This window comes from Kitasatospora sp. NPDC088351 (assembly GCF_040685575.1).
GTDB lineage: Bacteria > Actinomycetota > Actinomycetes > Streptomycetales > Streptomycetaceae > Kitasatospora.
Genome location: NZ_JBFBIL010000040.1, coordinates 43406 through 67081 on the forward strand (window position 1 = coordinate 43406; position 23676 = coordinate 67081).

The 23676-nt window shown below is 74.1% G+C and carries 24 protein-coding genes, 1 tRNA gene and 1 pseudogene; 10 read left to right on the top strand and 16 right to left on the bottom strand.

Annotated features, from left to right (window positions below; genetic code table 11):
• Positions 1–54 precede the first annotated feature (54 nt).
• Entirely contained in the window at positions 55–306 is a 252-nt protein-coding gene (locus tag AB0P06_RS25195) for a hypothetical protein (protein ID WP_363610999.1), read from the top strand.
• Between the two features lie 58 nt (positions 307–364).
• Here AB0P06_RS25195 and AB0P06_RS25200 read toward each other — a convergent pair whose 3' ends face one another.
• Both AB0P06_RS25200 and AB0P06_RS25205 read right to left on the bottom strand, forming a co-directional pair.
• Complete coding sequence (locus AB0P06_RS25200; RefSeq protein WP_363611001.1) at positions 365–1177, bottom strand: isocitrate lyase/phosphoenolpyruvate mutase family protein; 813 nt, start codon at positions 1175–1177, stop codon at positions 365–367.
• A gap of 18 nt (positions 1178–1195) precedes the next feature.
• The gene (locus AB0P06_RS25205; protein WP_363611003.1) at positions 1196–1669 is read right to left on the bottom strand and encodes a carboxymuconolactone decarboxylase family protein; all 474 of its coding nucleotides are present in this window, start codon (positions 1667–1669) and stop codon (positions 1196–1198) included.
• A 248-nt stretch (positions 1670–1917) separates the two neighbouring features.
• Here AB0P06_RS25205 and AB0P06_RS25210 point away from each other — a divergent pair, with 248 nt between their 5' ends.
• On the top strand, positions 1918–2709 hold the full coding sequence (locus AB0P06_RS25210; RefSeq protein WP_363611005.1) for an NRDE family protein: 792 nt from the start codon (positions 1918–1920) through the stop codon (positions 2707–2709).
• Between the two features lie 70 nt (positions 2710–2779).
• Here the strand turns inward: AB0P06_RS25210 and AB0P06_RS25215 are convergent, their stop codons facing one another.
• A complete protein-coding gene (locus AB0P06_RS25215; RefSeq protein ID WP_363611007.1) occupies positions 2780–3481 on the bottom strand; it encodes an alpha/beta fold hydrolase in 702 nt (233 codons plus the stop codon).
• 98 nt (positions 3482–3579) lie between these two features.
• Here AB0P06_RS25215 and AB0P06_RS25220 point away from each other — a divergent pair, with 98 nt between their 5' ends.
• The 3 genes from AB0P06_RS25220 (at position 3580) to AB0P06_RS25230 (ending at position 6413) form a co-directional block, all read left to right on the top strand.
• Positions 3580–4209 (top strand): maleylpyruvate isomerase N-terminal domain-containing protein, encoded by a 630-nt coding sequence (locus tag AB0P06_RS25220; RefSeq protein ID WP_363611009.1) that lies wholly within the window; start codon positions 3580–3582, stop codon positions 4207–4209.
• Positions 4210–4320: 111 nt separating this feature from the next.
• Positions 4321–5763 (top strand): PLP-dependent aminotransferase family protein, encoded by a 1443-nt coding sequence (locus tag AB0P06_RS25225; RefSeq protein WP_363611011.1) that lies wholly within the window; start codon positions 4321–4323, stop codon positions 5761–5763.
• A gap of 62 nt (positions 5764–5825) precedes the next feature.
• Positions 5826–6413 carry an NAD(P)-binding domain-containing protein gene (locus AB0P06_RS25230; RefSeq protein WP_363611013.1) on the top strand — a complete coding sequence of 196 codons (588 nt, stop codon included), beginning with the start codon at positions 5826–5828 and terminating at the stop codon, positions 6411–6413.
• Between the two features lie 8 nt (positions 6414–6421).
• Here AB0P06_RS25230 and AB0P06_RS25235 read toward each other — a convergent pair whose 3' ends face one another.
• The 11 genes from AB0P06_RS25235 to AB0P06_RS25285 all read right to left on the bottom strand — a co-directional run bounded on the left by AB0P06_RS25235 (position 6422) and on the right by AB0P06_RS25285 (position 18211).
• Positions 6422–6640, bottom strand: coding sequence for a DUF6126 family protein (locus AB0P06_RS25235; protein WP_363611015.1), 219 nt, complete (start codon positions 6638–6640; stop codon positions 6422–6424).
• A gap of 32 nt (positions 6641–6672) precedes the next feature.
• The gene (locus AB0P06_RS25240; protein ID WP_363611017.1) at positions 6673–7308 is read right to left on the bottom strand and encodes an XRE family transcriptional regulator; all 636 of its coding nucleotides are present in this window, start codon (positions 7306–7308) and stop codon (positions 6673–6675) included.
• Between the two features lie 119 nt (positions 7309–7427).
• On the bottom strand, positions 7428–9161 hold the full coding sequence (locus tag AB0P06_RS25245; RefSeq protein ID WP_363611019.1) for a pyruvate dehydrogenase: 1734 nt from the start codon (positions 9159–9161) through the stop codon (positions 7428–7430).
• Between the two features lie 155 nt (positions 9162–9316).
• On the bottom strand, positions 9317–11725 hold the full coding sequence (locus AB0P06_RS25250; RefSeq protein WP_363611021.1) for a glycosyl hydrolase family 65 protein: 2409 nt from the start codon (positions 11723–11725) through the stop codon (positions 9317–9319).
• Entirely contained in the window at positions 11722–12471 is a 750-nt protein-coding gene (locus tag AB0P06_RS25255; RefSeq protein ID WP_363611023.1) for a beta-phosphoglucomutase family hydrolase, read from the bottom strand. The genes AB0P06_RS25250 and AB0P06_RS25255 overlap by 4 nt, the downstream gene beginning before the upstream one ends.
• A gap of 87 nt (positions 12472–12558) precedes the next feature.
• Complete coding sequence (locus AB0P06_RS25260) at positions 12559–13344, bottom strand: VOC family protein (protein ID WP_363611025.1); 786 nt, start codon at positions 13342–13344, stop codon at positions 12559–12561.
• A 223-nt stretch (positions 13345–13567) separates the two neighbouring features.
• Positions 13568–14026, bottom strand: coding sequence for an SRPBCC domain-containing protein (locus AB0P06_RS25265; RefSeq protein ID WP_363611027.1), 459 nt, complete (start codon positions 14024–14026; stop codon positions 13568–13570).
• 109 nt (positions 14027–14135) lie between these two features.
• Positions 14136–15860 carry an LCP family protein gene (locus AB0P06_RS25270; protein ID WP_363611029.1) on the bottom strand — a complete coding sequence of 575 codons (1725 nt, stop codon included), beginning with the start codon at positions 15858–15860 and terminating at the stop codon, positions 14136–14138.
• 412 nt (positions 15861–16272) lie between these two features.
• Entirely contained in the window at positions 16273–17028 is a 756-nt protein-coding gene (locus AB0P06_RS25275) for a hypothetical protein (protein WP_363611031.1), read from the bottom strand.
• A gap of 303 nt (positions 17029–17331) precedes the next feature.
• A tRNA-Lys gene (locus AB0P06_RS25280) sits at positions 17332–17407 on the bottom strand.
• A gap of 111 nt (positions 17408–17518) precedes the next feature.
• Positions 17519–18211: a nucleotidyltransferase domain-containing protein gene (locus tag AB0P06_RS25285; RefSeq protein WP_363611033.1), complete on the bottom strand. Its 693-nt coding sequence runs from the start codon at positions 18209–18211 to the stop codon at positions 17519–17521.
• 187 nt (positions 18212–18398) lie between these two features.
• On the opposite strand from AB0P06_RS25285, the gene AB0P06_RS25290 reads away from it, so the two are divergent.
• Together AB0P06_RS25290 and AB0P06_RS25295 are read left to right on the top strand one after the other, a co-directional pair.
• A complete protein-coding gene (locus tag AB0P06_RS25290; RefSeq protein WP_363611035.1) occupies positions 18399–19169 on the top strand; it encodes an SDR family oxidoreductase in 771 nt (256 codons plus the stop codon).
• Positions 19170–19254: 85 nt separating this feature from the next.
• A complete protein-coding gene (locus AB0P06_RS25295) occupies positions 19255–19983 on the top strand; it encodes a tyrosine-protein phosphatase (protein ID WP_363611037.1) in 729 nt (242 codons plus the stop codon).
• A 49-nt stretch (positions 19984–20032) separates the two neighbouring features.
• On the opposite strand, the gene AB0P06_RS25300 is transcribed toward AB0P06_RS25295, so the two are convergent.
• Entirely contained in the window at positions 20033–20491 is a 459-nt protein-coding gene (locus AB0P06_RS25300; protein WP_363611039.1) for an RICIN domain-containing protein, read from the bottom strand.
• 74 nt (positions 20492–20565) lie between these two features.
• Between AB0P06_RS25300 and AB0P06_RS25305 the strand changes: the two genes are divergently transcribed.
• Both AB0P06_RS25305 and AB0P06_RS25310 read left to right on the top strand, forming a co-directional pair.
• Positions 20566–21684: a hypothetical protein gene (locus AB0P06_RS25305; RefSeq protein WP_363611041.1), complete on the top strand. Its 1119-nt coding sequence runs from the start codon at positions 20566–20568 to the stop codon at positions 21682–21684.
• Positions 21685–21806: 122 nt separating this feature from the next.
• A complete protein-coding gene (locus AB0P06_RS25310; RefSeq protein WP_363611043.1) occupies positions 21807–22142 on the top strand; it encodes a hypothetical protein in 336 nt (111 codons plus the stop codon).
• Between the two features lie 41 nt (positions 22143–22183).
• Here the strand turns inward: AB0P06_RS25310 and AB0P06_RS25315 are convergent, their stop codons facing one another.
• Positions 22184–23023, bottom strand: a complete 840-nt coding sequence (locus tag AB0P06_RS25315) for a TIGR02452 family protein (protein ID WP_363611045.1) — start codon at positions 23021–23023, stop codon at positions 22184–22186.
• 158 nt (positions 23024–23181) lie between these two features.
• Between AB0P06_RS25315 and AB0P06_RS25320 the strand changes: the two are divergent.
• Positions 23182–23676, top strand: a pseudogene (locus tag AB0P06_RS25320) (hypothetical protein); the annotation flags it as partial.

The window sequence follows — 23676 nt, forward strand, 5'->3', positions numbered from 1 at the left end:
CACGCGGTGGGGTGAACCGGGTGACCTGAGGGCGGCCGGGGTCGTTGGCGTTTCATGAAGAAACTCGCGACCCTGGCCGCCCTCACCATGGCGGGCCTCGCCCTGGCCACCCCGGCCGCGTCCGCGGCCTCCGCGACGTCCGCGGACGCCCTCGACGGCCTGTCCAGCGGCCTCGACCTCTCCCCCGGCGACCTCGTCCTCCGCGAGGCGGGCAAGCTCCCGCTGGTCGGCCACGCGGCGCAGGAGGTGGAGGCCATCGGCACCAACCAGATGTCCCACCCCGGCCTCAGCGGGCAGATCGGCTGAGGCCGGCGCCCCCTCCCCCGCGCGGCGCCCTCGCCGCCGCCCTCGCCCGCGGTGCCGCTCAGCCCTCGGCGAGGGCGTTCAGCTCCTGGTAGGTGAGCCCGCCGTCGAGGGCGCCGTACGTGCCGCTCGCGTACACCTCCTCGGCGGCGCGGCGCACCGCCGCGTACGCCACCCTGGCCAGGCCCGGCCCGAGGCTGACCCGGGCCACGCCGAGCTTCGCCAGCTCCGGCACGGACGGCGAGCCCGGTCCCGCGACGACGTTCAGCGGTGCGGGGACGGCCGCGACCAGGGCGGCGATCGTCTCCGGGTCGGCGACACCGGGCACGAACACCCCGTCCGCCCCCGCCTCGACGTAGGCGCGCAGGCGGCGGACCGCCTCGTCCAGCCGGCCGGCCGGGTCGCCGATCCCGTGCAGGAACACATCGGTGCGGCCGTTGACGAACAGGTGCACACCGGCCGCGTCGGCCGCCGCCCGGGCCGCCGCGATCCGCTCGGCCGCCTCGGCGGCGGTCCGGTCCCCGTCCTCCAGGTTGACGCCGACCGCGCCGGTGGCGAGCAGCGCGGTGATCGTCTCGCCGACCCCGGCCGCCGTCGCCGCGAAACCGCTCTCCAGGTCAGCCGTGACCGGCAGCTCCACCGAGCGGACGATCAGCGCGGTCTGGGCGAGCACCTCGTCCCGGTCCGCCGCCTCGCCGTCCGCGTAGCCGAGCGCCCAGGAGACGCTCGCGCTGGCCGTCGCGACGGCCGTCGCCCCGGCGGCGGCGACCAGCCTGGCGCCGGCCGCGTCCCACACATTGGCGAGCACCAGGGGCTCGCCGGGGCGGTGCAGGGTGTGGAGGAGCCGGGCCTTCTCCTGCTGGTTCGTCGTCATGTCCGCTGCTCCCCCGGCCTACTTGGCGGCCGGGCTGAGGCGGGAGGTGACGCCGATCCGGTTCCAGGCGTTGATGGTGACGATCAGCGCGATCAGCTGGGCCAGCTCGGCCTGCTCGAACTGCGCGGCGGCCTCCTGGTAGACGGCGTCCGGCACATGACCCTGGGTCAGCAGCGTGACCGACTCGGTGAGCGCCAGCGCGGCCCGCTCCCTGGCGGTGAACCAGGGGGTCTCCCGCCAGGCCGGGAGGGAGAGCAGCCGGTGGTCCTGCTCACCGTTCTTCACCGCGTCGGTGGAGTGCATGTCGATGCAGAAGGCGCAGCCGTTGATCATCGAGGCGTGCACCTTGACCAGCTCGGCCAGCTTCGGGTCGACGCCCTGCCGGGAGGCGCGCTCCAGACCGGCCATCGCCCGGTAGAAGTCCGGGGCGAGGTCGGGCAGGGAGAGCCGCTGCTCGGGGGCGGGGACGGTGGCGTTCTCGTTCGTCGTCATGGCCACCAGCCTAGGGGCGGAGTGGACCACATCCCTGGTTCATTTGAACCACGAAACCTCGGGCCACTTGGGGTCGGCCCCGGGCCGCCCGACCGGATCCGGCCGACGCTTCCCGGTCCGGCCGAGTGTGGCACGGCGGCCCCGGAAAAGGGAGGGTACAGACCGGTCCGAACGACGAACGGGCGTGCGAGGATCGCAGGCAGGGCGGCACCGCCGACCGCCCGGAGTCCAGGGCAGGGGGCCGGTCCATGTGTACGGCGTTCGTCAGCATCGAGCCGTCGTCGGCCGTGCCGGTCCTGCTGCTCTCCGTACGGGACGAGTACGCCGGCCGGCGGTGGCTGCCGCCGGACCGCCACTGGCCCGCGCGGCCGTCGCTGGTCGGCGGCCTGGACCTCGCGGCGGGCGGCACCTGGCTCGCGGTCGACCCGGGCGCCCCGGACCGGCCGGCGGCCGCGGCCTGCCTGCTGAACGGCTTCGGCGCGCCGGCCCCGGCGCGGGCCCGCCTGTCGCGCGGGAAGCTGCCCCTGATCGCCGTCCGGGAGGACGGCCTCGACCGGCTCGACCTGGCCCGGTACGACCCGTTCCACCTGGTCCTCGTCCGGTCGGCCGGCGCCCGTGTGCTCAGCTGGGGCGGCACCGGGCTGGAGGACCGCGAACTGCCGGCCGGCCTGAACGTGGTGCTCAACGACGGGCTGGAGGGGGAGGCGGAGAGCCGCACCACCTCGGAGCTGATCCGCACCCTGATGGCCGCCCGGGCCGCCCGCTTCCGGGCCCGGTTCGAGGCCGCGGTGCGGCCCGAACCGGGCGAAGGGTCCACCGGGGCGGCATGGGGTGCGTGGCTGCCGGTCGTCTCCGGCGACGGCCTGCCGCTGGACGATCCGGCCGCCCTCGTCCAGCGCCGCGAGTTCGGCGACGGGCGGATCTGGGGCTCGTCCTCGATCTCCCTGCTCGCCTTCGGACCGGGCGGCGTGCGGTACGACTTCGGCCCGGCCCCGGTACCGGACGGCGGCGCCTGGCGCCGGATCCCCCTGGACGGGTGACCCACCGGGCGGCGCGTCCGGCGGTGACACGTCCGGCGGCGGCAGCGCGGTGCGCCTGCCGGTCCGACCACTACTCCTCCGCCGCCAACCCACCCAGGAGACGGGCCAGTTCACGCGGCCCGGAGAACATCGGCCAGTGACCGGTGTCCAGCTCGACCAGCCGCCAGTGCGCGCTCTTCAGCAGCTCGGCCACGTCGGGGTTCGGCTCGGCGCCGTCGAGCAGGCACTTGACGTACGTCGCCGGCAGCGCGGTGAGCGGGCCCGCCAGGACGGCCGGCTCGGTGAGCGTGGCGCCCGGATGCGGGGTCGAACCGGCCACGATCCGCTCGATCTGCTCGGCGGTGAGGCCCTGGCCCGCGTAGTCGGGCGCGGTCAGGGGCGCCCAGAAGCCGCCGTTCGCGGCGATCGACGCCTCCACCTCGGCCCGGCCGTCCGGCCAGCCCGAGACGAACGACTCGCCGTCCGCGGGCACGTTGGCGTCGACGAACACCACCTGCGCCAGCCGGTCGCCGATCCGCTCGGCGGCCTGCCCGACCGGGATGCCCGAGTAGCTGTGCCCGACCAGGACGACGCCCCGTAGGTCGAGCCGCTCGACCTCGTCGACGATGTCCCGCACATGGGCCTGCTGCCCGGCCGCCCCACCGCGCCTCTCCGCGAGGCCGGACAGCGTCAGCGAATGGACGGTGTGCCCGGCCGCGCGCAGGTCGGCCGCCACCTCGTCCCACGCCCACGCTCCGAGCCACGCGCCTGCCACGAGTACATAGTTCGCCATGGCCGCACCCTGGCGGCGGGGTCCGACGATCCCCGCGCCCAGGCCCCGGCCCGTTACGGTGGGCCGAGATCAGTGACACCGGCCCGAAGGAGTACCGGATGCCCCATCACATCGACCACGACCTGGCACTGCTGACCGGGTTGTGGGAATCCTGGGCCGAGCGCGGCGCGGCACTGGACCCCCAGGGGTGGGGCCGGCCGACCCGTCTGCCCGGGTGGTCGGTGCAGGACCTGTACGCCCATGTGGCGCCCGACCCGGCGCAGTTCGCGCAGCTGCGGGGGGCCGTGGTGGACGCCCCGGCGGCGGTGGACAGCGGCGCGGGCATCCTGCGCGCCTACAACCGGCCCGGCGGGCTGGCGCACACCGCGGCGGAACGGATCGCCGAGAGCGCCCGGCAGACGGCCGGGGCGACCGAACCCGCCGCGCTGGTGGCCCGGTTCGCCACCGAGGGCCCGGCCGCACTCGCCGCGATCGCCGACCTGCCACCCGCCACCGTGATCGCCCACCCGATGCTCGGCGCGGTGACGATCGGCGCGCTCCGCGAGGTGGCGGTGATGGAGGCGACCGTCCACCTGCTCGACCTGATCGCCGCGATCGGCGGCCCGCCCCCGGCCACCGCCGCCCTGCACGCCACCCGTACCCTGCTCGCCGAAGTGGCCGACCCGGTCGCCTTCATCGAGGCCGCCACCGGCCGCACGGACACCCCGGTCCTCCCGGTCGTCCGCTGAGATCCGCCGAAATCCGCTGAGGCCCGCGCCGGACCGGCTGCCCGGCGGCCGGCGGCCGCGGGAGGAACGATAATTCCCGTACGGACAGCACGCCCGCACGGAACGGCCCCCATGACCACCTCCTGGACCGCCTTCGGCGGCGATCTGCACCTCGACCTCACCGAGCGGCGGGCCGCCGGAGCCGGCCTGCGGGCGGCGCTGGAGGAGGCGCTGCGGGAGGCCGTGCAGGACGGACGGCTGGCGCCCGGGACGCGGCTGCCGTCCTCGCGGGCGCTCGGCGAGGACCTGGGGATCGCCCGGAACACCGTGGTCGAGGCGTACGGGCAGCTCAGCGCCGAGGGGTGGCTCACCTCGCGGCAGGGCTCGGGCACCACGGTGGCCGAGCGGGCCGCCCCGCGCCCCGGCCACCGGACGGCGGGCGCCCGGCAGGACCGCCGCCCCGCCCGGCACGACCTGCTGCCCGGGCGGCCGGACGTCTCGCTCTTCCCGCGCGGCGCCTGGCTGACGGCCACCCGGCGGGCGCTCGCCACCGCACCGCACGAGGCGTTCGGATACGGCAGCCCGCTCGGCCGGATCGAGCTGCGGGAGGCGCTGGCCGACTACCTCGCCCGGGTCCGTGGGGTCCGCACCGACCCCGACCACCTGTTGATCTGCGCCGGCTTCACCCAGGGCCTCGGCCTGCTCTGCGCCGCCCTGCGCGAGCGCGGCGCCCGCACGATGGGTGTCGAGGCGTACGGGCTGCCGCCGCAGCTCGCCGTCCTGCGGGCCGCCGGGCTGGCCGCGGCGCCGCTGCCGCTGGACGAGTCGGGCGCCAGGACCGACCTGCTGGGCCCCCGGTGGAGCGCCGTCCTGCTCACCCCGGCCCACCAGTTCCCGACCGGCGTACCGCTGGCCCCCGAGCGCCGGGCGGCGGCCGTCGCCTGGGCCCGCGAGCACGACGGGTACGTGATCGAGGACGACTACGACGGCGAGTTCCGCTTCGACCGGCAGCCGCTCGGCGCGATGCAGGCGCTCGACCCCGAGCGGGTGGTGTACGCGGGCACCGCGGCCAAGAGCCTCGCCCCCGGCCTGCGACTGGCCTGGCTGGCACTGCCGGACGCGCTGGTCGAGCCGGTGGCCCGGCAGAAGCGGCTGGCGGACGGCATGTCCCCGGTGCTGGACCAGCTCACCCTCGCCGAGCTGATCACCTCCGGGACGTACGACCGCCACATCCGCCGCTGCCGGCTGCACTACCGGCGCCGCCGGGACCGGCTGGTCGCGGTGCTCGCCGAACGCGCCCCGCACGTCCGGGTGACCGGCATCGCCGCCGGGCTGCACGCCGTCCTGCGGCTGCCGCCCGGGTCCGTCCCGGAGACGGAGCTGCTGGCCCGCGCCGAGGCCGCCGGGCTGGCCCTCACCGGCCTCGCCTGGTGCCTGGCCGACCCGGCGGCGGCCCCGGACGCCCCGCCCGCCCTGGTGGTCGGGTACGCGACCCCGCCCGAGCACGCGTTCCCGGCGGCCCTGGACGCACTCTGCGAGCTGGTGCGGACCTCCGCCCCCGGCGGGCGGGCCTGAGGAATTCCACGGCGGGCATCGGGGTTTCCGAACGTCAGGAGTCTTCAGTGGAGGGGGCCTTCATGACCGGTGTCGCCGTCATCGGCGCGGGCAGCGTCGGCAGCAGCCTCGCCCGGGCGTTCCACGCCGCCGGGCTGGGCGTCGTCCTCGGCGCGCGCGACCCGGCCGCCGTACCCGACGGGCCGGTGCGGGCGGTCGGTATCGCCGAGGCGCTCGCGGGCGCCGGCACCGTGGTGCTGGCCGTGATGGGCACGGCCGTCGAGGAGCTGCTCACCGAGCACGGCGGCGCGCTCGCGGGGGCCCTGGTCGTCGACGCCACCAACCGGATCGGCGAGGGCGGCGTGCTGCACAGCGCGGACACCGTGGCCCGGCTGGCCCCCGGCGCCCGCTACGCGCGGGCGTTCAGCAATGTCGGGGTGGAGCTGTTCGACCGCCCGCTGTTCGACGGCGTGCCCGCCGACCTGCTGTTCTCCTCGTCCGAGGCCGACCGCTCGGCCGTCGAGCGGCTGATCACGGCGGTCGGCCTGCGCCCGGCGTACGTCGGGCCGGACCAGTACGACGACCTCGATGCCTCGCTGCGCCTCTGCTACCGGCTGACGCAGGTCCGGGGCGGCGGACGCCATCTGGGGTGGCGCATCGTCTCCGGTTGAGGGCGCGGCTACTTGTTCCGGTTGCCCAGCTCGAACAGCAGCATGATGAAGCCCGCGAAGGCGTGGGTGGCGACCATGTAGATCAGCACCCGGATGCCGACGCGGCGGTTGGCCCACTTGCCGGCGTCGACGGTCTTCGGCGCGACGGCCGGGACGACCGGCGCGGCGGGGTCGGCGACGGCCGCGGTGGCCGCTGCGGTGGCTGCGGTGGTGGTGGGATCAGCCATGGGAGATCTCCTCCAAGATTTCTGACGGTGGGTCAGTGCGGTGCTACAGGGCCGCCGCCGAGGCAGAGTTCGCCGCCGGGGCTCTGCAGCAGGGTGTGCACGAAAAGCAGCTCCACCCCGTCCGCCGAGTCGGCGGCGATGCAGTGCGGGGTGAGCGAGTCGAAGTGCGCGGAGTCGCCCTCCGCGAGCAGGTGGACGCGGTCGCCGAGGGTCAGCTTCAGCCGGCCCTGAAGGACGTACAGCCACTCCTCGCCGGGGTGCACCCGGACGACGGTGTCCTGGACGCCCGGGGGGACATGGACCCGCAGCGCCTGCATCGCCCGGCCGGGCGCGCCGGCCCGGCGGTAGCCCCAGCCGCCCGCGCGGCCGGGTTCGATCACGCCGCCGCGCACCACCGGGTCCGGCTCGACCATGGCCTCGCCGAGAAGTCCGGAGACGGAGGTTCCGTAGGCCCGGGCGAGACCGAGCAGGACGGGCAGCGAGGGCTGCCGCCTGCCGGTCTCCAGTCGGGACAGATAGGCTGGTGAGAGACCGATCCGGCCGGCGGCGACCTCCAGCGTGAGGCGGCTGCTGAGCCGGTGCTCCCGCAGCCTGGCGGCAAGGCCGGCCACCTCCTGGTCGTCGAGCTGCTCGCCAGGGGTGGAGTGGCCGGTCGGGCTGGTGGTCATGTGACCAGTGGACACCCGCCGTGCCGCAGGGGCAAGAAACTTGCCTCAGAGGCAAACCTCCCCGAGAGCCGCCCCGGTGGCCCGGGTACCCCGGGACGGCCGGGAAAGATCCTCGGGCGCTACGGCCGCGGAATGTTGCGCAGGTTGCTGCGGGCCAGATCGATCATGCGCCCGACCCCGCCGGAGAGCACCGTCCGACCGGCCGCCAGCGCGAACCCCTTCAGCTGGGCGGCGGTGATCGCCGGCGGGATGGACAGCGCGTTCGGGTCGGTGACCACGTCCACCAGGGCCGGCCCCGGGCGCTCCAGCGCCTCCGTCAGCACCTCCCGGACCCGCGCCGGGTCGGTGACCCGCTTCGCCGGGATGCCGATCGCCCGGGCGATCCCGGCGTAGTCCACATCGCCGTTGTCGATCTCCGACTCTGGGTAGCCGGAGACCAGCATCTCCAGCTTGATCATGCCGAGTGCGCCGTTGTTGAAGACCACGGTCTTCACCGGCAGCCGGTGCTTGACCACCGTGAGCAGCTCGCCGAGCAGCATGGAGAGGCCGCCGTCGCCGGACATCGAGACCACCTGCCGCCCCGGGCAGGCGAGCTGGGCGCCGATCGCGTGCGGCAGCGCGTTGGCCATCGAACCGTGCAGGAACGAGCCGATCACCCGGCGGCGCCCGTTGGGCTGGAGGTAGCGGGCGGCCCAGACGTTGTTCATCCCGGTGTCCACGGTGAACACCGCGTCGTCGGCGGCCACCTCGTCCAGCACCGAGGCCACGTACTCGGGGTGGATGGGCAGGTGCTTCTCGATGTCCCGGGTGTAGGCACCGACCACGTCCTCCAGGGCGCGGCAGTGCTTGCGCAGCAGCTCGTCCAGGAAGCTCCGGTCGTCCTTGGGCTCCAGCAGCGGCAGGACGGCCCGCAGGGTGGCCGAGACGTCCCCGTGGACGGCGAGTTCGAGCGGGGTGCGGCGGCCCAGCCGGGTGGCATCGTGGTCCACCTGGACGGTGCGGGCCTGCGGGAGGAAGGAGTCGTACGGGAAGTCGGTGCCGAGCAGCAGCACCAGGTCGGCGGAGTGCAGCGCGTCGTGGCAGGAGCCGTAGCCGAGCAGGCCGCTCATGCCGACGTCGTACGGGTTGTCGAACTGGATCCACTCCTTGCCGCGCAGGGAGTGCCCGACCGGTGCGTGCAGCGCGGCCGCGAGCTCCATCACCTCGCTGTGCGCCCCGCGCACGCCCGCGCCGCAGAACAGGGCGACCTTGCGGGCCGAGTTGAGCGCGCGGGCGAGGGCCTGCACCTGGGACCAGGGCGGCGCGGCGACCGCCTGCTCGGTGAGGAAGTGGCTGGTGCCGGTCGGTCCGGCGGCGGGCAGCGCCGCGACGTCCCCGGGAAAGACCAGCACCGAGACGCCGTGGGCGCCCAGCGCGTGCTGGATCGCCACCCGCAGCAGCCGGGGCAGCTGGGCGGGCGTGGAGACCATCTCGCACCAGCTGCTGCAGTCGGTGAACACCCGCTCGGGGTGGGTCTCCTGGAAGAACCCGGTGCCGATCTGGCCGGACGGGATGTGCGAGGCGAGCGCCAGGACCGGCAGACCGCTGCGCTGGGCGTCGTAGAGGCCCTGGATCAGGTGGGTGTTCCCGGGACCGCAGGAGCCGGCGCAGACCGCGAGCCGGCCGCTGAGCTCGGCCTCGGCGGCCGCCGCGAAGGCGCCGGCCTCCTCGTTGCGTACGTGGGTCCAGCTGATGCCCTCGGCCCGGCGGATGGCGTCCACCACCGGGTTGAGGCTGTCGCCGACCACCCCGTAGACCCGCTCCACCCCGGCCTGCCGGAGCACCTCCACCATCTGCTCGGCCACACTCACCACGGGGGTTCTCCTTCACCGGCCACCGGTTGCCACGGGACACCAGCACCCTCGGCGGTCCGGGCCCGCCCCGCACCCGGGGCGGGCCCGAACGGGTGAGCACGAGCCGCCGCTCCTCCCCGCCTCCCCACCGCTCGGCGGCCGTTACCGCTCCGCCGCTACTCCGCCGCGAGGTGGTCCGGTCCCGGGCCGAGCTTGCCCGCCGCCACGCCGGCCTGCGGCTGCCGCCGGGCGGGTTCGCGGCCCGGCGGCTGGACGCAGCGCTCCTGCCCCGGCGGCACGGTGATCGGGACGGTGACCGGCGTACCCGCCTTGACCTGCACCGCCTCACCGTCGTGCCGCAGGTGGATCAGCTCGCCCCGGCGCAGCGTGTACGTCGTCCCCTCGTGGGTGATCCGCACCCCGAGCAACTGGCCGCGGACCATCAGCGAGAAGCTGAGCCGCATCAGACCGGCCGGCAGCCGGGGCCGGAAGGAGAGCGCCTCGCTGTGGTCCCGCAGCCCGCCGAACCCGGCGACCAGCGCGATGCAGGCCCCGGCGAGCGAGGCCATGTGCAGGCCGTCGCGGGTGTTGCCGCCGAGGTCGTGGAGGTCCATCAGGGCGGCCTCGGCGGTGTAGTCGTACGCGAGGTCGATTTGCCCGACCTCGGCGGCGATCACCGCCTGGGTGCCGGCGGAGAGCGAGGAGTCGCGGACGGTCAGCCGCTCGTAGTAGGCGAAGTTGCGGGCCTTCTGCTCGTCGGTGAAGGCGTCGCCGCGGACCTGCATGGCGAGCACCAGGTCGGCCTGCTTCACCACCTGTTTCCGGTACAGGTCGAAGTACGGATAGTGCAGCAGCAGCGGGTAGTTCTCCGGTGGGGTGCCGTCGAAGTCCCAGAGCTGGTGGTCGGTGAAGCCGTCGGCCTGCGGGTGGACGCCGAGGTTGGTGTCGTACGGGATGTACATCGCGGCGGCGGCGTCCCGCCAGGCGGCGGTCTCCTCGGTGTCCACGCCGAGCGCGGCGGCCTCGCGCGGGTGCCGGCCGGCGGCCTCGGCCGCGACCCGCAGGTTGGTCTGCGCCATCAGGTTGGTGAAGATGTTGTTGTCGGCGACGGCGCTGTACTCGTCCGGGCCGGTGACGCCCTCGATGCGGAACTTGCCGGCGGCGTCGTGGTGGCCGAGCGAGCGCCACATCCGGGCCGTCTCGACCAGCAGTTCGAGCCCGTACTCGCGCTCGAACTCGACGTCCCCGGTGGCCCGTACGTACCGGGCGACGGCGACCGCGATGTCCGCGCCGATGTGGAACGCCGCCGTGCCGGCCGGCCAGTAGCCGGAGCACTCCTCGCCGCGGATCGTCCGCCACGGGAACACCGCGCCGGAGAGGCCGAGTTGGGCCGCGCGCTCACGGGCCATCGGGAGCGTGCTGTGCCGCCAGCGCAACGCCTGGTTGACGGCGCTCGGCAGGCTGTAGGTGAGCACCGGAAGGACGAAGGTCTCGGTGTCCCAGAAGCTGTGCCCGTCGTAGCCGGGACCGGTCAACCCCTTGGCGGGGATGGCCCGTTCCTCGCTGCGCGCGCCCGCCTGGAGCACATGGAAAACGGCGAACCGGACGGCCTGCTGGAGTTCGACGTCACCCTCGATCTCGATGTCGCTGGTGTCCCAGAACTCCCGCAGGAACTCGGCCTGTTCGTCCACCAGACCCTCCCAGCCGGTGTACCGGGCGGCGGTCAGCGCGGCCTCGACCTGGTCCCGCACGGCGGGCAGCGAGCGGGTCGCCGACCAGCCGTACGCCATGAACTTCACCAGCCGCAGCCGCTGGCCCGGTTCGAGCACGGTGGTGACGCTGATCCGGCCGTGGTCCGCCTCGCTCTCGGCGACGGTGTTCATCCGCTCCGGGCCTTCGATGATGTGGTCCATGCCGGCCGCGACCCGGATGCCGCTGTAGCGGGTGCGGTGCACCAGGACGGCCTTGGTGCCGCTCGCATGGTGCACCTCGGCCAGCAGCGGAGCCTCCAGCACGGCGGCCGCCCGGGGGTCGCCGTCGACGCCGCCGGGCAGCTGCTCGTTGGCGACCAGCTCCGACTGCAGGACGATCCGCACCGGCCCGTCCACCGCCTCGACGGTGTACTCCACGGCGGCGACGGCCCGCTGGGTGAGCGAGACCAGCCGGGTCGAGTGCACCCTGATGGTCCGCCCGGCCGGGGAGGTCCACTCCGCCTCGCGCCGCAGCAGGCCCTCGCGGAAGTTCAACCACCGCCGGTGACTGAGCAGTTCGCCGTAGCGGAGGTCGAAGGGCTCGTCGTCCACCAGCAGTCGGATGATCTTGCCGTTGGTCACGTTGATGACGCTCTGGCTGGACTCCGGGTAGCCGTAGCCGCCCTCGCCGTACGGCAGCGGGCGCAGCTCGAAGACGCCGTTCAGATAGGTACCGGGCAGACCGTGCGGCTCGCCCTCGTCCAGGTTGGCACGCAGGCCGATATGGCCGTTGGAGAGCGCGAAGACGGACTCGGCGCGGGCCATCGAGGCCAGGTCCAGGCCGTGCTCGGCGATCTGCCAGGGGTCGACGGCGAAGATGTCCTGACCGTTCATGCCGTCTCCTCCGGGATCAGCTCGGCGAGGTCGGTGACGACCACGGTGGCGCCGTTGCGGCGCAGTTCGGCGGCCTGGCCGGTGCGGTCCACACCGACCACCGCGCCGAAGCCGCCGGCCCGGCCCGAGGCGACCCCGGCGAGGGCGTCCTCGAAGACGGCGGCGTGCGCCGGCGCGACGCCCAGCGACCTCGCCGCGGCCAGGTAGGTGTCGGGCGCGGGCTTGCCGGGCAGGCCCTCGCGGCGGGCGACGATGCCGTCCACGATCACGTCGAACAGCTCCTCGATCCCGGCGGCCCGCAGCACGTCCCGGCAGTTGGCGCTGGACGAGACCACGGCACTGGGCAGCCCGAGCGCGCGCAGCCGGCGCACGTACGCGACCGAGCCGTCGTACGGCTGGACGCCCTGCTCGCGGATCATGCGCAGCACGGTGTCGTTCTTGGCGGCGCTGATCCCGTGCACGGTGCGGGCGCCGGGCGGATCGGCGTCGGTGCCCTCGGGCAGGTCGATGCCCCGGCTGTGCAGGAACGCCCTGGTGCCGTCCAGGCGTGGACGGCCGTCCACGTGGGTGTCGTAGTCGGTGACGGCGTCGAAGGGAACGAACTGCCCACCGGTGCGGGCCGCTTCGGCGCGCAGGAAGGCGTCGAAGGTGTCCTTCCAGGCCGCGGCGTGCACCTTGGCGGTCTGGGTGAGCACCCCGTCGAGGTCGAAGAGGAAAGCGCGGATGTCGTCCGGTAGCCCCAGCATGGGTGCAGTCTTACCCGCGAACACGGGGAAGCCGCCCATTTCCCGGCGGCGCGTCGCGGGACGGGCGGCTTCCGCTTCCTCAGCCCCTCACGGGGAGTCGGGCGAGGCGATCAGCGCGAACACGGCGCCCTGCGGGTCCTGGACGACCGCCATCCGGCCGGACTGCATGTCGAACGGCGGCTGGATCACCGAACCGCCCGCCTTGACCAGGGCGTCCACGGTGGAGTCGGTGTCGTCCACCGAGAAGTAGGTCATCCAGTGCGGGGGCGTGCCGGGCGCCAGGTACCCGGCGGTCTTCTGCATGCCGCCCACGGTGCGGTCGCCGACGTTGAGCGAGAAGTAGCCGTCCATGCCCTGGATGGTCGCCGGGCGCAGGCCCACCGCCTGGTGGTAGAACCGCCCGGCGGCCTCGGTGTCGGTGGTGTTGAGCTCGTTCCAGACCAGTGCGCCGGGCTCGTTGACGATCCCCGCCCCGGCGAAGTCCACCTTCTGCCAGACGCCGAACACCGCGCCGGTCGGATCGGCGGCGACCAGCATCCGGCCGACGGAGCCGACGTCCATCACCGGGTAGAGGATCGTGCCGCCGTTGTCGGCGATGGCCCGGCTGGTGGCTTCGGCGTCGTCCGTGGCCAGGTAGGTGGTCCAGGCGACGGGCGGGAGGGGCTCGCCCTCGGGCGCCATCGCCGCCATGATCCCGGCAACCGGCTTGCCGTTCAGCGAGCACACGGAGTACCCGCCGAACTCGGGCGGGCCGACGTGGCCCTGCCAGCCGAACAGGTCGCGGTAGAAGTCGAGCGCGGCCTGCTGGTCGCTCGCCATCAGGTCGACCCAGCACGGGGTGCCGGGCTTGTACGGAGCGGTGACTACGGGCATGGCTGGGCCTCCAGAGCGATGGTCCCCCGCCGACGACGGCCGTCCGCCACGGACGGCGGGTACATCGCCCACGATCGCCGCGTCACCGCGATCCCGCCACCGGACGGCGCCCTGGTGGGCGACCCCGGGCGGGCCTCGCGGCGGACGGTCACCGCCCGTGCCGGTCCGGTCGCCCCGGGGCGCCGGTTCCCGCCGGGCGCGTCCCCCGGGGCCCCGGGGCCCTTCACCCGGAGGCCTCCTCGTGCGGCGGCCGCTTCACGAAGTACGGCTGCGCCTTGCCGCTCTGCGCGTAGTCCTTGAGCCGGACCAGCAGTTCGGCCCAGGTGCCGGCCACCATCGGGACGCCCTCCTCGCTGCCGGGCTGCCAGCCGCCGTGGCGGAACAGCAGCCGGGTGCGGCCGGGCGCTCCGGGCTGCTCGGCGAGGTCCCAGCTGATCCAGGTGCCGGCCCAGTGCGGCGGGAAGGTGCCGACGTTCGTCCACACCACCCGGTCCTGGTCGGCCCGCTCGCGGCGCAGCCGGAAGGGCTCGGGCACATCGGGGAAGTCGAAGAGCAGGACGTCGTCGCCGTCGCGGTCCACCGCCGTCGTCCACCAGCTGGTCAGCCCGTCGTGGGTGCTGAGCGCGGCCAGGACGACGGCGCGGGGCGCGGCGATGTCGAGTTGCAGGGCGATCTCGGCCATGGGGTCCGCCTCTCGGGCCTACGGCCCCCCTTCCCGGCCACCATGGCACGGCCCCGGGACACCCGCGCCCCGGGCGCGCCGGACAGCGGCCGGTGCCACCCGGCGGCCACTACCCGCCGCTGCCGTAGGTGGTGTTGGCGCAGATGTCGTCGTCCGCCGAGCGGGAGTCGCCGGTGACGCTGCTCGGCAGCGGCTGCGGCGCCGCCGGCGGCCCCGCCGAGGTGCCGGGGGTGCCGGAGCCGGCCGCTCCGCCGTTGGCGGCGGCGAAGTCCTTCCCGAGGATCACGGTGACGCCCGGCGAGGTGCCGGCCTCGACGGTCGCGCCCGGGAACAGCGCGGCGACCTTCTCCGCGCCCGCCTTCTGTCCGGAGCCGTACTCGATCATCGTGGTCGCGTACTTGGTGCTGGCCGCGGTGCCCATCTTGGTGACGGTGAACTTCGCCGCCTTCAGCATCTCGCCCGCCTTGCCCGCCGCGCCCTCGGTGGTGGTCCCGTTGTACACGGCCACCTTGACGGCCGTGTTGCCCTCGTCGGCCGCCGCGGACGGCGAGGGGGGCGCGGTCTCGGGCGCGGCCGACGTGCCGGGCGCGGCCGGCTGCTCGCCGGTGGCGTTCTGGCCGTCGATGGTCCGGTCGGCCTTGAGGGTCTCCCAGAGCTTGGCGGCGTCGGCCTGGACGAGGTCGATGTTCTTGTCCTGGGTGCGGTAACGCCAGGGTACGGTCACGAACTTGAGGTCGTGCATGTCGATGTTCTTCAGCGAGAGACCGAAGGAGAGCAGCTTGTCCGCGGAGCGCAGCCCTGGGTCGACGAGCAGCGACTTGGTGGCGGCGTCGGCGAGCGGGAGCAGCGTGGTGGGGCTGAGCCCCTCGCCCTTGATCTTGGTGGCGAGCGAGCCGAGGAAGGCCTGCTGACGCTTCATCCGGCCGATGTCGGAGCCGTCGCCGATGCCGTGCCGCAGCCGGACGTAGTCGAGCGCCTGCTGGCCCGCCACCTTCTGCTTGCCCTGCGGGAGGACGACGTTGCCCTTCCTGCCGAGATTCGGGTTGACGTCGCCCTCGTAGATCGGCTTCGGCAGACAGACCTCCACCCCGTCCACGGCCTTGGTCATCGCGGAGAAGCCCTGGAAGTCCACCACGATGGTGTGGTCGACCCGGATGCCGGTGAGCTTCTCCACGGTGTTCTGGGTGCAGGCCGGGTTGCCGTCGTCCGAACCGCCCGTGGAGAAGGCCTCGTTGAACATCGCGCTCGGACTCCCCTTGGTCCACTTGCCGTTCGGCAGCTTGCAGGGAGGCATGACGACCATGGCGTTGCGCGGGATGGAGATGCCGACGGCGTGCTTGTGGTCGGCGTAGACGTGCAGCAGGATCGTGGTGTCCGAGCGGGCGCCGCCGTCCTCGCCGCCGCCGAGGTCGCTGTTGTTCTTGCCCCTGCTGTCCGAGCCGATCAGCAGCACGTTCACCGGCTTGTTGCCGTCCGCGTCGGCCTGCGCCTCCGGCGGGCGGTCGGCGGCGATCGCGTCCGCGTCGAAGGACTTGATGTTGCCGTTCAGCTTCAGGTAGATCGCGCCGCCCGCGCCGGCTATCAGCACCAGCACGCCGGCCGCCGACCAGGCGACGATCTTCTTGACGTTCTTCCCGGGCTTCCGGCTGTTGCGCGCCGCCGCCCGGCCACCGCCCGCCGCCACCGGGGAGCTCGCCCCGCCCTGGGCCGCCCGCCGGGCCTCGGCCCGTCCGCCGCCACGCGGCTGCGGTACCCCGTCGCCGGTCCCCTCGGCCGTGGCCGCGCCGGGCGCGCTCTCACCACGAGCCGGGCCCTCGCCCCACTGACCTGACATGCGTGAACCTTTCACCGGCGGACGCGGCACCCACCCGGTCCGGGCGCGCTGCACACAGAAAGACGGTCGAAACCGCCCCCGGGTTGCACATCCGAAGGTCGCAATGACCGATGAACGCCCCACGCGACCGCTTCCGGAACCCCTCCCGAGCCCCTGCCGTCACAGGAGACCCTTCGGGAGCATACAAGGCCGGTCATATTGATCTCGGGCCTTGCGCGGAAGCCCCTCCGACGGCCTCCCACCCCCTCCGCCACACCACCGCCACCGCCCCCGGCGCCCGCCGCAAGGACCTTTCAGGGCAACGAATCGCACCCCGGAAGGGGCCGCCCACCCGGCCGAACCGGCTTCGGATCAACGGACTTCACCGAAATCGCGGTCCGCCTCGGGGCGGGGGCCGCGGCCGCCTCCGGTCTCACTTGACCTGCGGGACGATGGCCTTCGCCAGCGCCACCACATCGGGGAAGGCCCCGTACTTGTTGTCGGAGCTCACGGACAGCACCCGGTCACCGACCCGCGCCACGACGAACTCCTTGCCGACGTAGGCCTTCCGGTCGACCCTGACGAGGACGCTCTCCGCCCCCAGGCCGTCGACCCCGCTGACGGTCACCGTCACCGGATTGAATCCCCCGGAGGAACCGATCTCATAGGTGCTTCCGCAGACGCCCTTGAGCACCGTCAGCCTGCTGAGGACCCTCGCCGCGTCACCCGCGTGGTAGGAGTTCACCGTGATCCCGACCTCGCCGGCCGACGGGCCGACGACCCCCTCGGATGCGTACGCGGCCGGGCTGCCGAGCGCCGCCGCCGTGCCGTGGGAGGCCAGTTGCTCGCAGGAGGGCAACAGCGTCGGGCTGGGAGCCGCGGACGGCGGCACCTGCGCCGGGCCGCTGTCGCTCTCCGTGAAGATGGGAGACAGCTGCCACCCCGCGGGCAGGGTGTCGCCGGTCGGCAGATAGGTCTTCAGAACCGACCCCGGCACCACATTCGGGTCCACCGTCGGGGTGGCGGGCGCCACCGGCGACAGGCTGGAGACGGAGGCGCTGACCGTCGCGGCGGACGTTCCGGCCGGCGCGCCGTCGGCCGGCTTCGCCGCCGGCTCCGAGGTGCAGCCTGCGCAGACGACCGCCGCGCACACGATCCCAACAGCCGCCGAGAACCGCAATCCACTCACCAACACCCCATCCCTCGCCCCTGCATGACAGTTGACCAGCCTGACATGTCCCATCCCCACGAGCCACCTGCGGGCCCGAACCCGACGCCCGGACCGATCTCGGACGCCGGCGCCCGCCTCGAACAGGACGCCGCGCGACATGTCCGGCCGACGTACCACGCAGGGGTGCCGCGACGGTCCGTGAACCTCCCGCTGGAGACGGAGCCCGCCGAACGACGTCCTACAGGGGCGGAAAGGGGAGCGCCGACAGCCTGGAGAACATGAAAAAGGCCAGGTCGGAACAGTCCGACCTGGCCTTGACAGTGGTGGGCCGCCAGGGGCTCGAACCCTGAACCTACGGATTAAAAGTCCGCAGCTCTGCCAATTGAGCTAGCGGCCCGTGGCCCGGCCCCGTGTGGGGCGGGCCACGGTGATCCTACCCGGTGGGACCCAGGGCTCCGCCAGTGGATTGTGCGGGCGCGCCGGGGGGTGGTGGGCGGAGCGGGCGGGGTCAGGTGGTGGGCGGGGTGTAGTGGGCGGCACGGACGCGGCGGAGCCAGGCCTCGGCGGGGCGGGGGTCGGGGGCCGGCGGGAGGACGCCGGGGCGGGCGAGGCGTTCGGCGGCCGAGGCGAGCAGGGCCTCGGCCGTGGCGGGGTGGTCGGCGATGCGCTCACCGAGGTCGCGGACCCGGTCCGGGTCGGGGAGGCGGACGACGTTCTCGGCCGTCTCGTAGAGCCGGACGCCCTGTTCGACCAGCCGGACCAGGTGCCGGGCGTGCTTGGCGGCCCGGCGGCGGGTCACCGGGTCGGTGGTGTCGCGGGTCAGCAGCTTGCGGAACTGCTGGTCGGCGTAGCCGAGATAGGACGTCCGCACGGCCTTGGCGCTCAGGAAGGAACGGCGTATCGCGATCAGTTCCTCGCCGAGCGGGCCGCGCACCTCGTACAGGTCGTCCGGCAGCCAGACGAGTTCGGAGGCGGTCGGGTTGCAGGTGAGCGCCAGGCGGCACCACTTGGCCGCCTCGTGCAGGGTGACGTCGGGGTCGGTGGTGACCTGGGACTCGGCCGGACGGTGCAGGCCGTGGAAGTCCTCGGTCGGGGCGGCGAACAGGCCGAGCCGGTCGATGTCGGAGCCGGCCTGGGCGAAGCCGTACGCGGTCGAGCCGACGACGCCGACGAGCAGGGCGGTGCCGGGTGCGGGTACCACGGGGCTCTCCTCTCTCGTCGGGGCGGGGCTGGGCTGGGCTGCTGTCCGCCGGGGCGGACGGCCCTGGCCGCCGGCCCCGGGGGTCGTTCCGTGGAGTCTGCCCGGAGCGGGCCGCGCCGCGCGAACGAATTCCGGGCGGCGGGCCGGACCGTGGATCGACCGCGACGCTCTGGGTACCGTTGCGGCCATGGACTCCACTCCTGGCTCCGCCCGCCCCGAGGTCGTTCTCATCACCGGTGCCGGACGCGGCATCGGCGCCGCCACCGCCCTGCTGGCCGGGCGGCGCGGCTACCGGGTCTGCGTCAACTACCGCACCGACGAGGCCTCCGCCGCCGCCGTCGTCTCGGCCGTCCGGGCCGAGGGCGGCACGGCCGTCGCCGTACGGGCCGATGTCACCCGTACCGCCGAGGTGGAGCGGCTGTTCGCCACCGTGGACGCCGAACTGGGCCCGCTCACCGCTCTGGTGAACAACGCCGGCACGCTGGAGAAGCAGTGCCGGCTGGAGGAGGTGGACGAGGACCGGCTCAACCGGATCTGGGCCGCCAACATCACCGGCCCGTTCCTCTGCGCGGCGCAGGCCGTCCGCCGGATGTCGACCCGGCACGGCGGGCAGGGCGGCGCCATCGTCAACGTCTCCTCGGCCGCCTCCCGGCTCGGCTCGCCCAACGAGTACGTGGACTACGCGGCCGCCAAGGGCGCCGTCGACTCGATGACCCGCGGGCTGGCTCTGGAGGTCGCCGCCGAGGGCATCCGGGTCAACGCCGTCCGCCCCGGCCTGATCCACACCGGCATCCACGCGCTCGGCGGCGAGCCCGGCCGGGTCGACCGGGTCGCCCCGAACCTGCCGATGCGGCGCGGCGGACAGCCGGAGGAGGTCGCCGAGGCGATCCTCTTCCTGCTCTCGCCCGCCTCCTCGTACACCACCGGCGCCTTCCTGGACATCGCCGGCGGGCGCTGATCCCACCCCTGCCGTCGCCCCCGCCATCGGTCCGGCTCCCCGAACGACCTTCCCCCGCCCACCCCGCGCCCGTACGGTGGACGCCATGACCGACGACCTGCCGGACCGTGCCACCGACCTGCCGTCCGCCTTCCTCGACATCCCCGGCGTACGCAACTTCCGCGACGCCGGCGGTGTCGGCGCCCTGCGCCGGGGCGTGCTCTACCGCTCCGGGTCCTTCCACACCCTCACCCCGGAGGGCGCTCAGCGTCTCAAGGCCCTCGGCCTGCGCACCGTGATCGACCTGCGCAGCCCCGTCGAGCTCGACGTCTGGCCCGACCTGTACCACGGCCTCGAACACGAGACCCTGCACGTCCCGACCCTGCCCGCCAACCGCGAGGACGTCGACCGTCCCTGGCCCGAGGACCAGGAGGAGCTCTACCCCTTCATGGCCGGGACCGCCGGCCCCTCGCTGGTCGCCATCGTCCGCCGGCTCGGCGACCCCGGTACCCTGTCGGCGGTCGTCCACTGCGCCGTCGGCAAGGACCGTACCGGCCTGACCATCGCCGTCCTGCAGTCCCTCCTCGGGGCCTCCGACGCCGACATCACCGCCGACTTCCTGCTCTCCAACGCCGGCCTCGGCCTCCTCGACGGCCCCACCCCCTATCTCGACGAGACCGGTACCGAACGCGTCTCCCGCCCCATCTCCGCTCCCCTCCTCGCCTCGTCCCTCGCCTGGATCCGGGACCGGCACGGTTCCGTCCCGGACTACCTCCGCGCCCACGGCGCCACCGAGGACGACCTCGCCGCCCTGCGCGCCAACCTCTCGGCCTGAGGCTCTCGGCCTGAGGGGTGAGGGGTGAGGGTCTGAGGCCCTCCCCGCGCTACCCCTGGCGTTCGAGCAGCCACCACTGGGAGGGCGAGTCGGTGTCCTCCCACTGGTGGACCGGGGCGCCGGCGGTGGTGGCGGCGTCGCGGACGGTGAGGGGCTTGCCGCTGATGAAGCTGGTGAGGGTGTAGGTGCCGGGGGCGTCGAGGTGGTGTTCGAGGAGCCATTCCTGGGCGCCGAAGGCGTTGGCCGACCACTGCTGGATGAGCGTGCCGTTGTCGGGGGAGGCGCCGGTGACGTCGAGTCGCTTGCCACTGGCGACGTTCTCGAAGTGGTGGAGGGCGCCGCCGGGATGGACAGCGGTGAGGCGCCAGAGCTGGGCGTCGGAGCCGCTGTCCTCGCCCTGCTGGACCTTGGCGCCGCTGCGGCGGCTGCCGTCGGCGACCTCCAGCAGCAGACCGCTGCCGACGTTGCGCACCCGGTACAGGCCGTCCGCGATCACATGGTCAGTCACGGTGGGAGTGTCCCACCAGGGTCCGACAGAGCCCCCGCTGCCGGGTGTCCGACGGGGCGCCTATGCTGCGGCGAATGGTGTCCGACCGAAATCCCTCGCACGGCGGGTCCGCCGACCCGTCGGACCGTCAGCAGCCGACCCTCGACGAGGCGGTGGCCGATCTGGCGGCGGCGGTCGAAGCCGCCGACGACGAGCGCTTCGGCGACGCGCTCCGGCTGGTGGGCGGCCTGCTGGGGCCTGCCGGGCCCCGCGAGTCGGCGGCGGTCGGCCCGCGGCTGGCCACCCTGCTGCCGGACACTCCGCCGTTCCCCCGGTCGCGGCTGGCGATGATGGTGGGCGCGTGCGTGGAGCGCGGCGCCGACCCGGTGGCCTGCGCCGATCACGTGCTGGCCGGGCTGCGCGAAGCGCTCGGCGCCGCGCAGTTGCTGGTGGAGCGCTGGCAGGAGACGGACGGCGGCGAGCTGCCCGACCCGGACCGGGACAACCCGGCCGAAGCCCTCGAACGGATCGAGGACCCGGGCCGCCTGGACGAGTGGCACGCCCAGCGGGCCGTCATCGGCTGGTGGACGCTGCACCTCTGGCAGATGGCCTCGTTCGCGGTGTACTCGTACGCCGCCGTCCGCACCTCGGCCCGGGCGTCCGGGGTGACGGACGTCCTGGTCGAACTGGCCGACCGGTACAGCGGTGGCCGGCACGACCTCAAGTGCCTGGTCCACCTGGCGAGGACGCTCGACGACGAACCGCTGCTGGTGCTGGACCGGCCCACCGGCACCGGGTACCTGCTGCGGATGGACGGGCTGAGCGACAACTTCCAGTTGCACACGCTGCTCGCGGACGTGCTGATCGGCGGCGGCCACCTGCCGGGCACCCGCCCGGACCCGGAGGTCGTCGCGCTCTGCCGCACCGAGGTGCCGGACGGGCGCCGGCTCACCGCGTTCGGCTCGTTCAACCTGGTCGCGCCGGACGGGTCCTGGATCTGGAACGAGGGCACGCCCGACGACATCCCGGTGGTCGACGGCGTCCGCACCCTGGTGCTGGACCCGCAGCCGTACGAGCGCAGCTGGTCGGCCGGGCGGTTCATCCAGCAGGTCCCCGGTGATCTGCGGCTGGAACGGGTGCTGACACCGGCCGAGGCCGGGGCCCGGCTGGCGGGGGCGGCCGAGGCCCGGTCGTTCGAGCAGGCGTTCCGCTAGGCCTTGTCGCCCGGGGGCCGGGGCCCGTCCGACGGTCGGGAGATGTCGGGTTATGGTCGGGAGGAGTGGGCCGGTCGGCAGGTGTGCGGACGGCCCGGTGGATCTGAGGAGTGGAGTCGAGGATGGCGAAGGTCCCGAACGTGCTCTCGGCCGCGGCGCCGGCCGCGCTCACCGCGGCGAGCGGTCTGGTGGGCGGTTACGGCGTCGCCCGCTGGAGCGGCCGGCGTGAACTGGGCGGCGCGGTGCTGGCGGTGGCCGGTGCCGGAGCCGCCGCGCAGTGGCACCACCGCTCGGGCCCGGCCACCGCGGCCGCGCTGACCGGGCTGTATGTGGCGGCGTTCGGCGGCTCGCACCCGCTGGCGAAGAAGATCGGCGCCTGGCCGTCCGTCTTCGCCGTCACCGGGGTCGTCGCCGCCGCCTCCACCGTCGCGACCGCCCTGATCACGCGCAAGCACTGACCGTACGGGGACGGCACAGGCCGTAGGGGAACCGGCTGCCCTCAGGACCCGGCCGCGCCGAACCGGGCCTCGAAAGCGGCCCGGTTCGCCGAGACGGGCGTGCGGTCCCAGACCGCGAACACCACCCGCTCGAAGGCCGCGCCGTACCGCGCCAGCGCGCCCTCGAAGGCCTCCGCCACCTGTGCCGGGTCGTTGCGGAACACCCCGCAGCCCCACGCCCCCGGCACCAGCGCGCGTATCCCGTGCCGGGCGGCCACCGCGAGCACCCGCTCCGCCCGCCCGGCGAGCACGCCCCGGACGTCCACCCCCGCCGAACGCCGTTCCAGCTGACCGGCGTTGGGCGCGGGCGAGGTCAGGAACGTGACCGGGTACGGCCGCGCCAGCAGCTCGCCCCGCCCGTCCCGGATCACCGGCACGCCGGGTGAGACGATCACCCGGTGGCTGTACCGCAGGTCGGTGGAGGCCCGGTGCGCCTCGTAGTAGTCCGGCGCCTCCAGCAGGCAGGAGTACAGCAGGGCGCTGCGGCAGAGGTCCTCCTCCTGGGCGCGGGCGCCGCGCAGATAGCCGCCGCCCGGGTTCCGCGCGGAGGCGAAGTTGAGCACCCCCACCGGGCCGGCCCCGGCTCCGACCAGCCGCCGGGCGGCCTCCATGCTGCCCTCGGCCGTCACCTCGACCGCCCCCTCACCGGCCGCCGGACCGGGCCCGGGGGCACCGGCCCGCACCAGCGCGTCCAGCTCCGCCGGGGCGTACGACACCGTCCCCGCCCTGGCCACCGCCAGCCGGTCGGCCACCTCCACGAGCTCGCCCCCGGCCGCCCGGTAGCTCCCCCGCTCGGCGATCCCCTCGTTCACCACCGCCACGTCGTGCAGTCTGCTGCTCATGCCCGCGACCGTACGGGACACCCCGCACCCGGCGCCACAGGTTATTCTCACCGGCAGAACAACGGCCCGCCGGGGCCGGAACGCCAACGGGCCCGCCCCACCGAGGTGGAGCGGGCCCGCAGTGCGTCAGCTACGCGCTACGCGACATCGGATACGCGATGTCAGTTCTTCCAGCGCGGCTTGCGGTCGTCGCGGTTGAAGCCGCCCGAACGCTCGCGGTCGAAGCCGCCCGAACGGCCACCGCGGTCGTCGCGGTTGAAGCCACCGGAGGCCTGCGGACGGCCGCCGGAGCGGTGGTCGTCACGGCGGGCGAACGGACGGCTGCTGCTGCCACCGCGCTCGTCACGGTCACGGCCGAAGGCCGGACGGTCACCGAAGGAGCGCGCCGGACGGTCGCCGAAGCCACCCGAGCGGCCGCCGCGGTCGTCACGGTCACGGTTGAAGCCACCGGAACGCTCGCGGTCGAAACCACCCGAACGACCACCACGGTCATCGCGGTCACGGTTGAAGCCACCCGAACGGCCGCCACGGTCGTCACGGTCACGGTTGAAGCCACCCGAACGCTCGCGGTCGAAACCACCCGAACGACCACCACGGTCATCGCGGTCACGGTTGAAGCCACCCGAACGGCCGCCACGGTCGTCACGGTCACG

Bases quoted from the DNA above. Each gene is read 5' to 3' on its own strand.
- AB0P06_RS25195 (WP_363610999.1), top strand. From the start codon at position 55: ATGAAGAAACTCGCGACCCTGGCCGCCCTCACCATGGCGGGCCTCGCC.
- AB0P06_RS25200 (WP_363611001.1), bottom strand. From the start codon at position 1,177: ATGACGACGAACCAGCAGGAGAAGGCCCGGCTCCTCCACACCCTGCAC.
- AB0P06_RS25205 (WP_363611003.1), bottom strand. From the start codon at position 1,669: ATGACGACGAACGAGAACGCCACCGTCCCCGCCCCCGAGCAGCGGCTC.
- AB0P06_RS25210 (WP_363611005.1), top strand. From the start codon at position 1,918: ATGTGTACGGCGTTCGTCAGCATCGAGCCGTCGTCGGCCGTGCCGGTC.
- AB0P06_RS25215 (WP_363611007.1), bottom strand. From the start codon at position 3,481: ATGGCGAACTATGTACTCGTGGCAGGCGCGTGGCTCGGAGCGTGGGCG.
- AB0P06_RS25220 (WP_363611009.1), top strand. From the start codon at position 3,580: ATGCCCCATCACATCGACCACGACCTGGCACTGCTGACCGGGTTGTGG.
- AB0P06_RS25225 (WP_363611011.1), top strand. From the start codon at position 4,321: ATGACCACCTCCTGGACCGCCTTCGGCGGCGATCTGCACCTCGACCTC.
- AB0P06_RS25230 (WP_363611013.1), top strand. From the start codon at position 5,826: ATGACCGGTGTCGCCGTCATCGGCGCGGGCAGCGTCGGCAGCAGCCTC.
- AB0P06_RS25235 (WP_363611015.1), bottom strand. From the start codon at position 6,640: ATGGCTGATCCCACCACCACCGCAGCCACCGCAGCGGCCACCGCGGCC.
- AB0P06_RS25240 (WP_363611017.1), bottom strand. From the start codon at position 7,308: ATGACCACCAGCCCGACCGGCCACTCCACCCCTGGCGAGCAGCTCGAC.
- AB0P06_RS25250 (WP_363611021.1), bottom strand. From the start codon at position 11,725: ATGAACGGTCAGGACATCTTCGCCGTCGACCCCTGGCAGATCGCCGAG.
- AB0P06_RS25255 (WP_363611023.1), bottom strand. From the start codon at position 12,471: ATGCTGGGGCTACCGGACGACATCCGCGCTTTCCTCTTCGACCTCGAC.
- AB0P06_RS25260 (WP_363611025.1), bottom strand. From the start codon at position 13,344: ATGCCCGTAGTCACCGCTCCGTACAAGCCCGGCACCCCGTGCTGGGTC.
- AB0P06_RS25265 (WP_363611027.1), bottom strand. From the start codon at position 14,026: ATGGCCGAGATCGCCCTGCAACTCGACATCGCCGCGCCCCGCGCCGTC.
- AB0P06_RS25270 (WP_363611029.1), bottom strand. From the start codon at position 15,860: ATGTCAGGTCAGTGGGGCGAGGGCCCGGCTCGTGGTGAGAGCGCGCCC.
- AB0P06_RS25290 (WP_363611035.1), top strand. From the start codon at position 18,399: ATGGACTCCACTCCTGGCTCCGCCCGCCCCGAGGTCGTTCTCATCACC.
- AB0P06_RS25295 (WP_363611037.1), top strand. From the start codon at position 19,255: ATGACCGACGACCTGCCGGACCGTGCCACCGACCTGCCGTCCGCCTTC.
- AB0P06_RS25305 (WP_363611041.1), top strand. From the start codon at position 20,566: ATGGTGTCCGACCGAAATCCCTCGCACGGCGGGTCCGCCGACCCGTCG.
- AB0P06_RS25310 (WP_363611043.1), top strand. From the start codon at position 21,807: ATGGCGAAGGTCCCGAACGTGCTCTCGGCCGCGGCGCCGGCCGCGCTC.
- AB0P06_RS25315 (WP_363611045.1), bottom strand. From the start codon at position 23,023: ATGAGCAGCAGACTGCACGACGTGGCGGTGGTGAACGAGGGGATCGCC.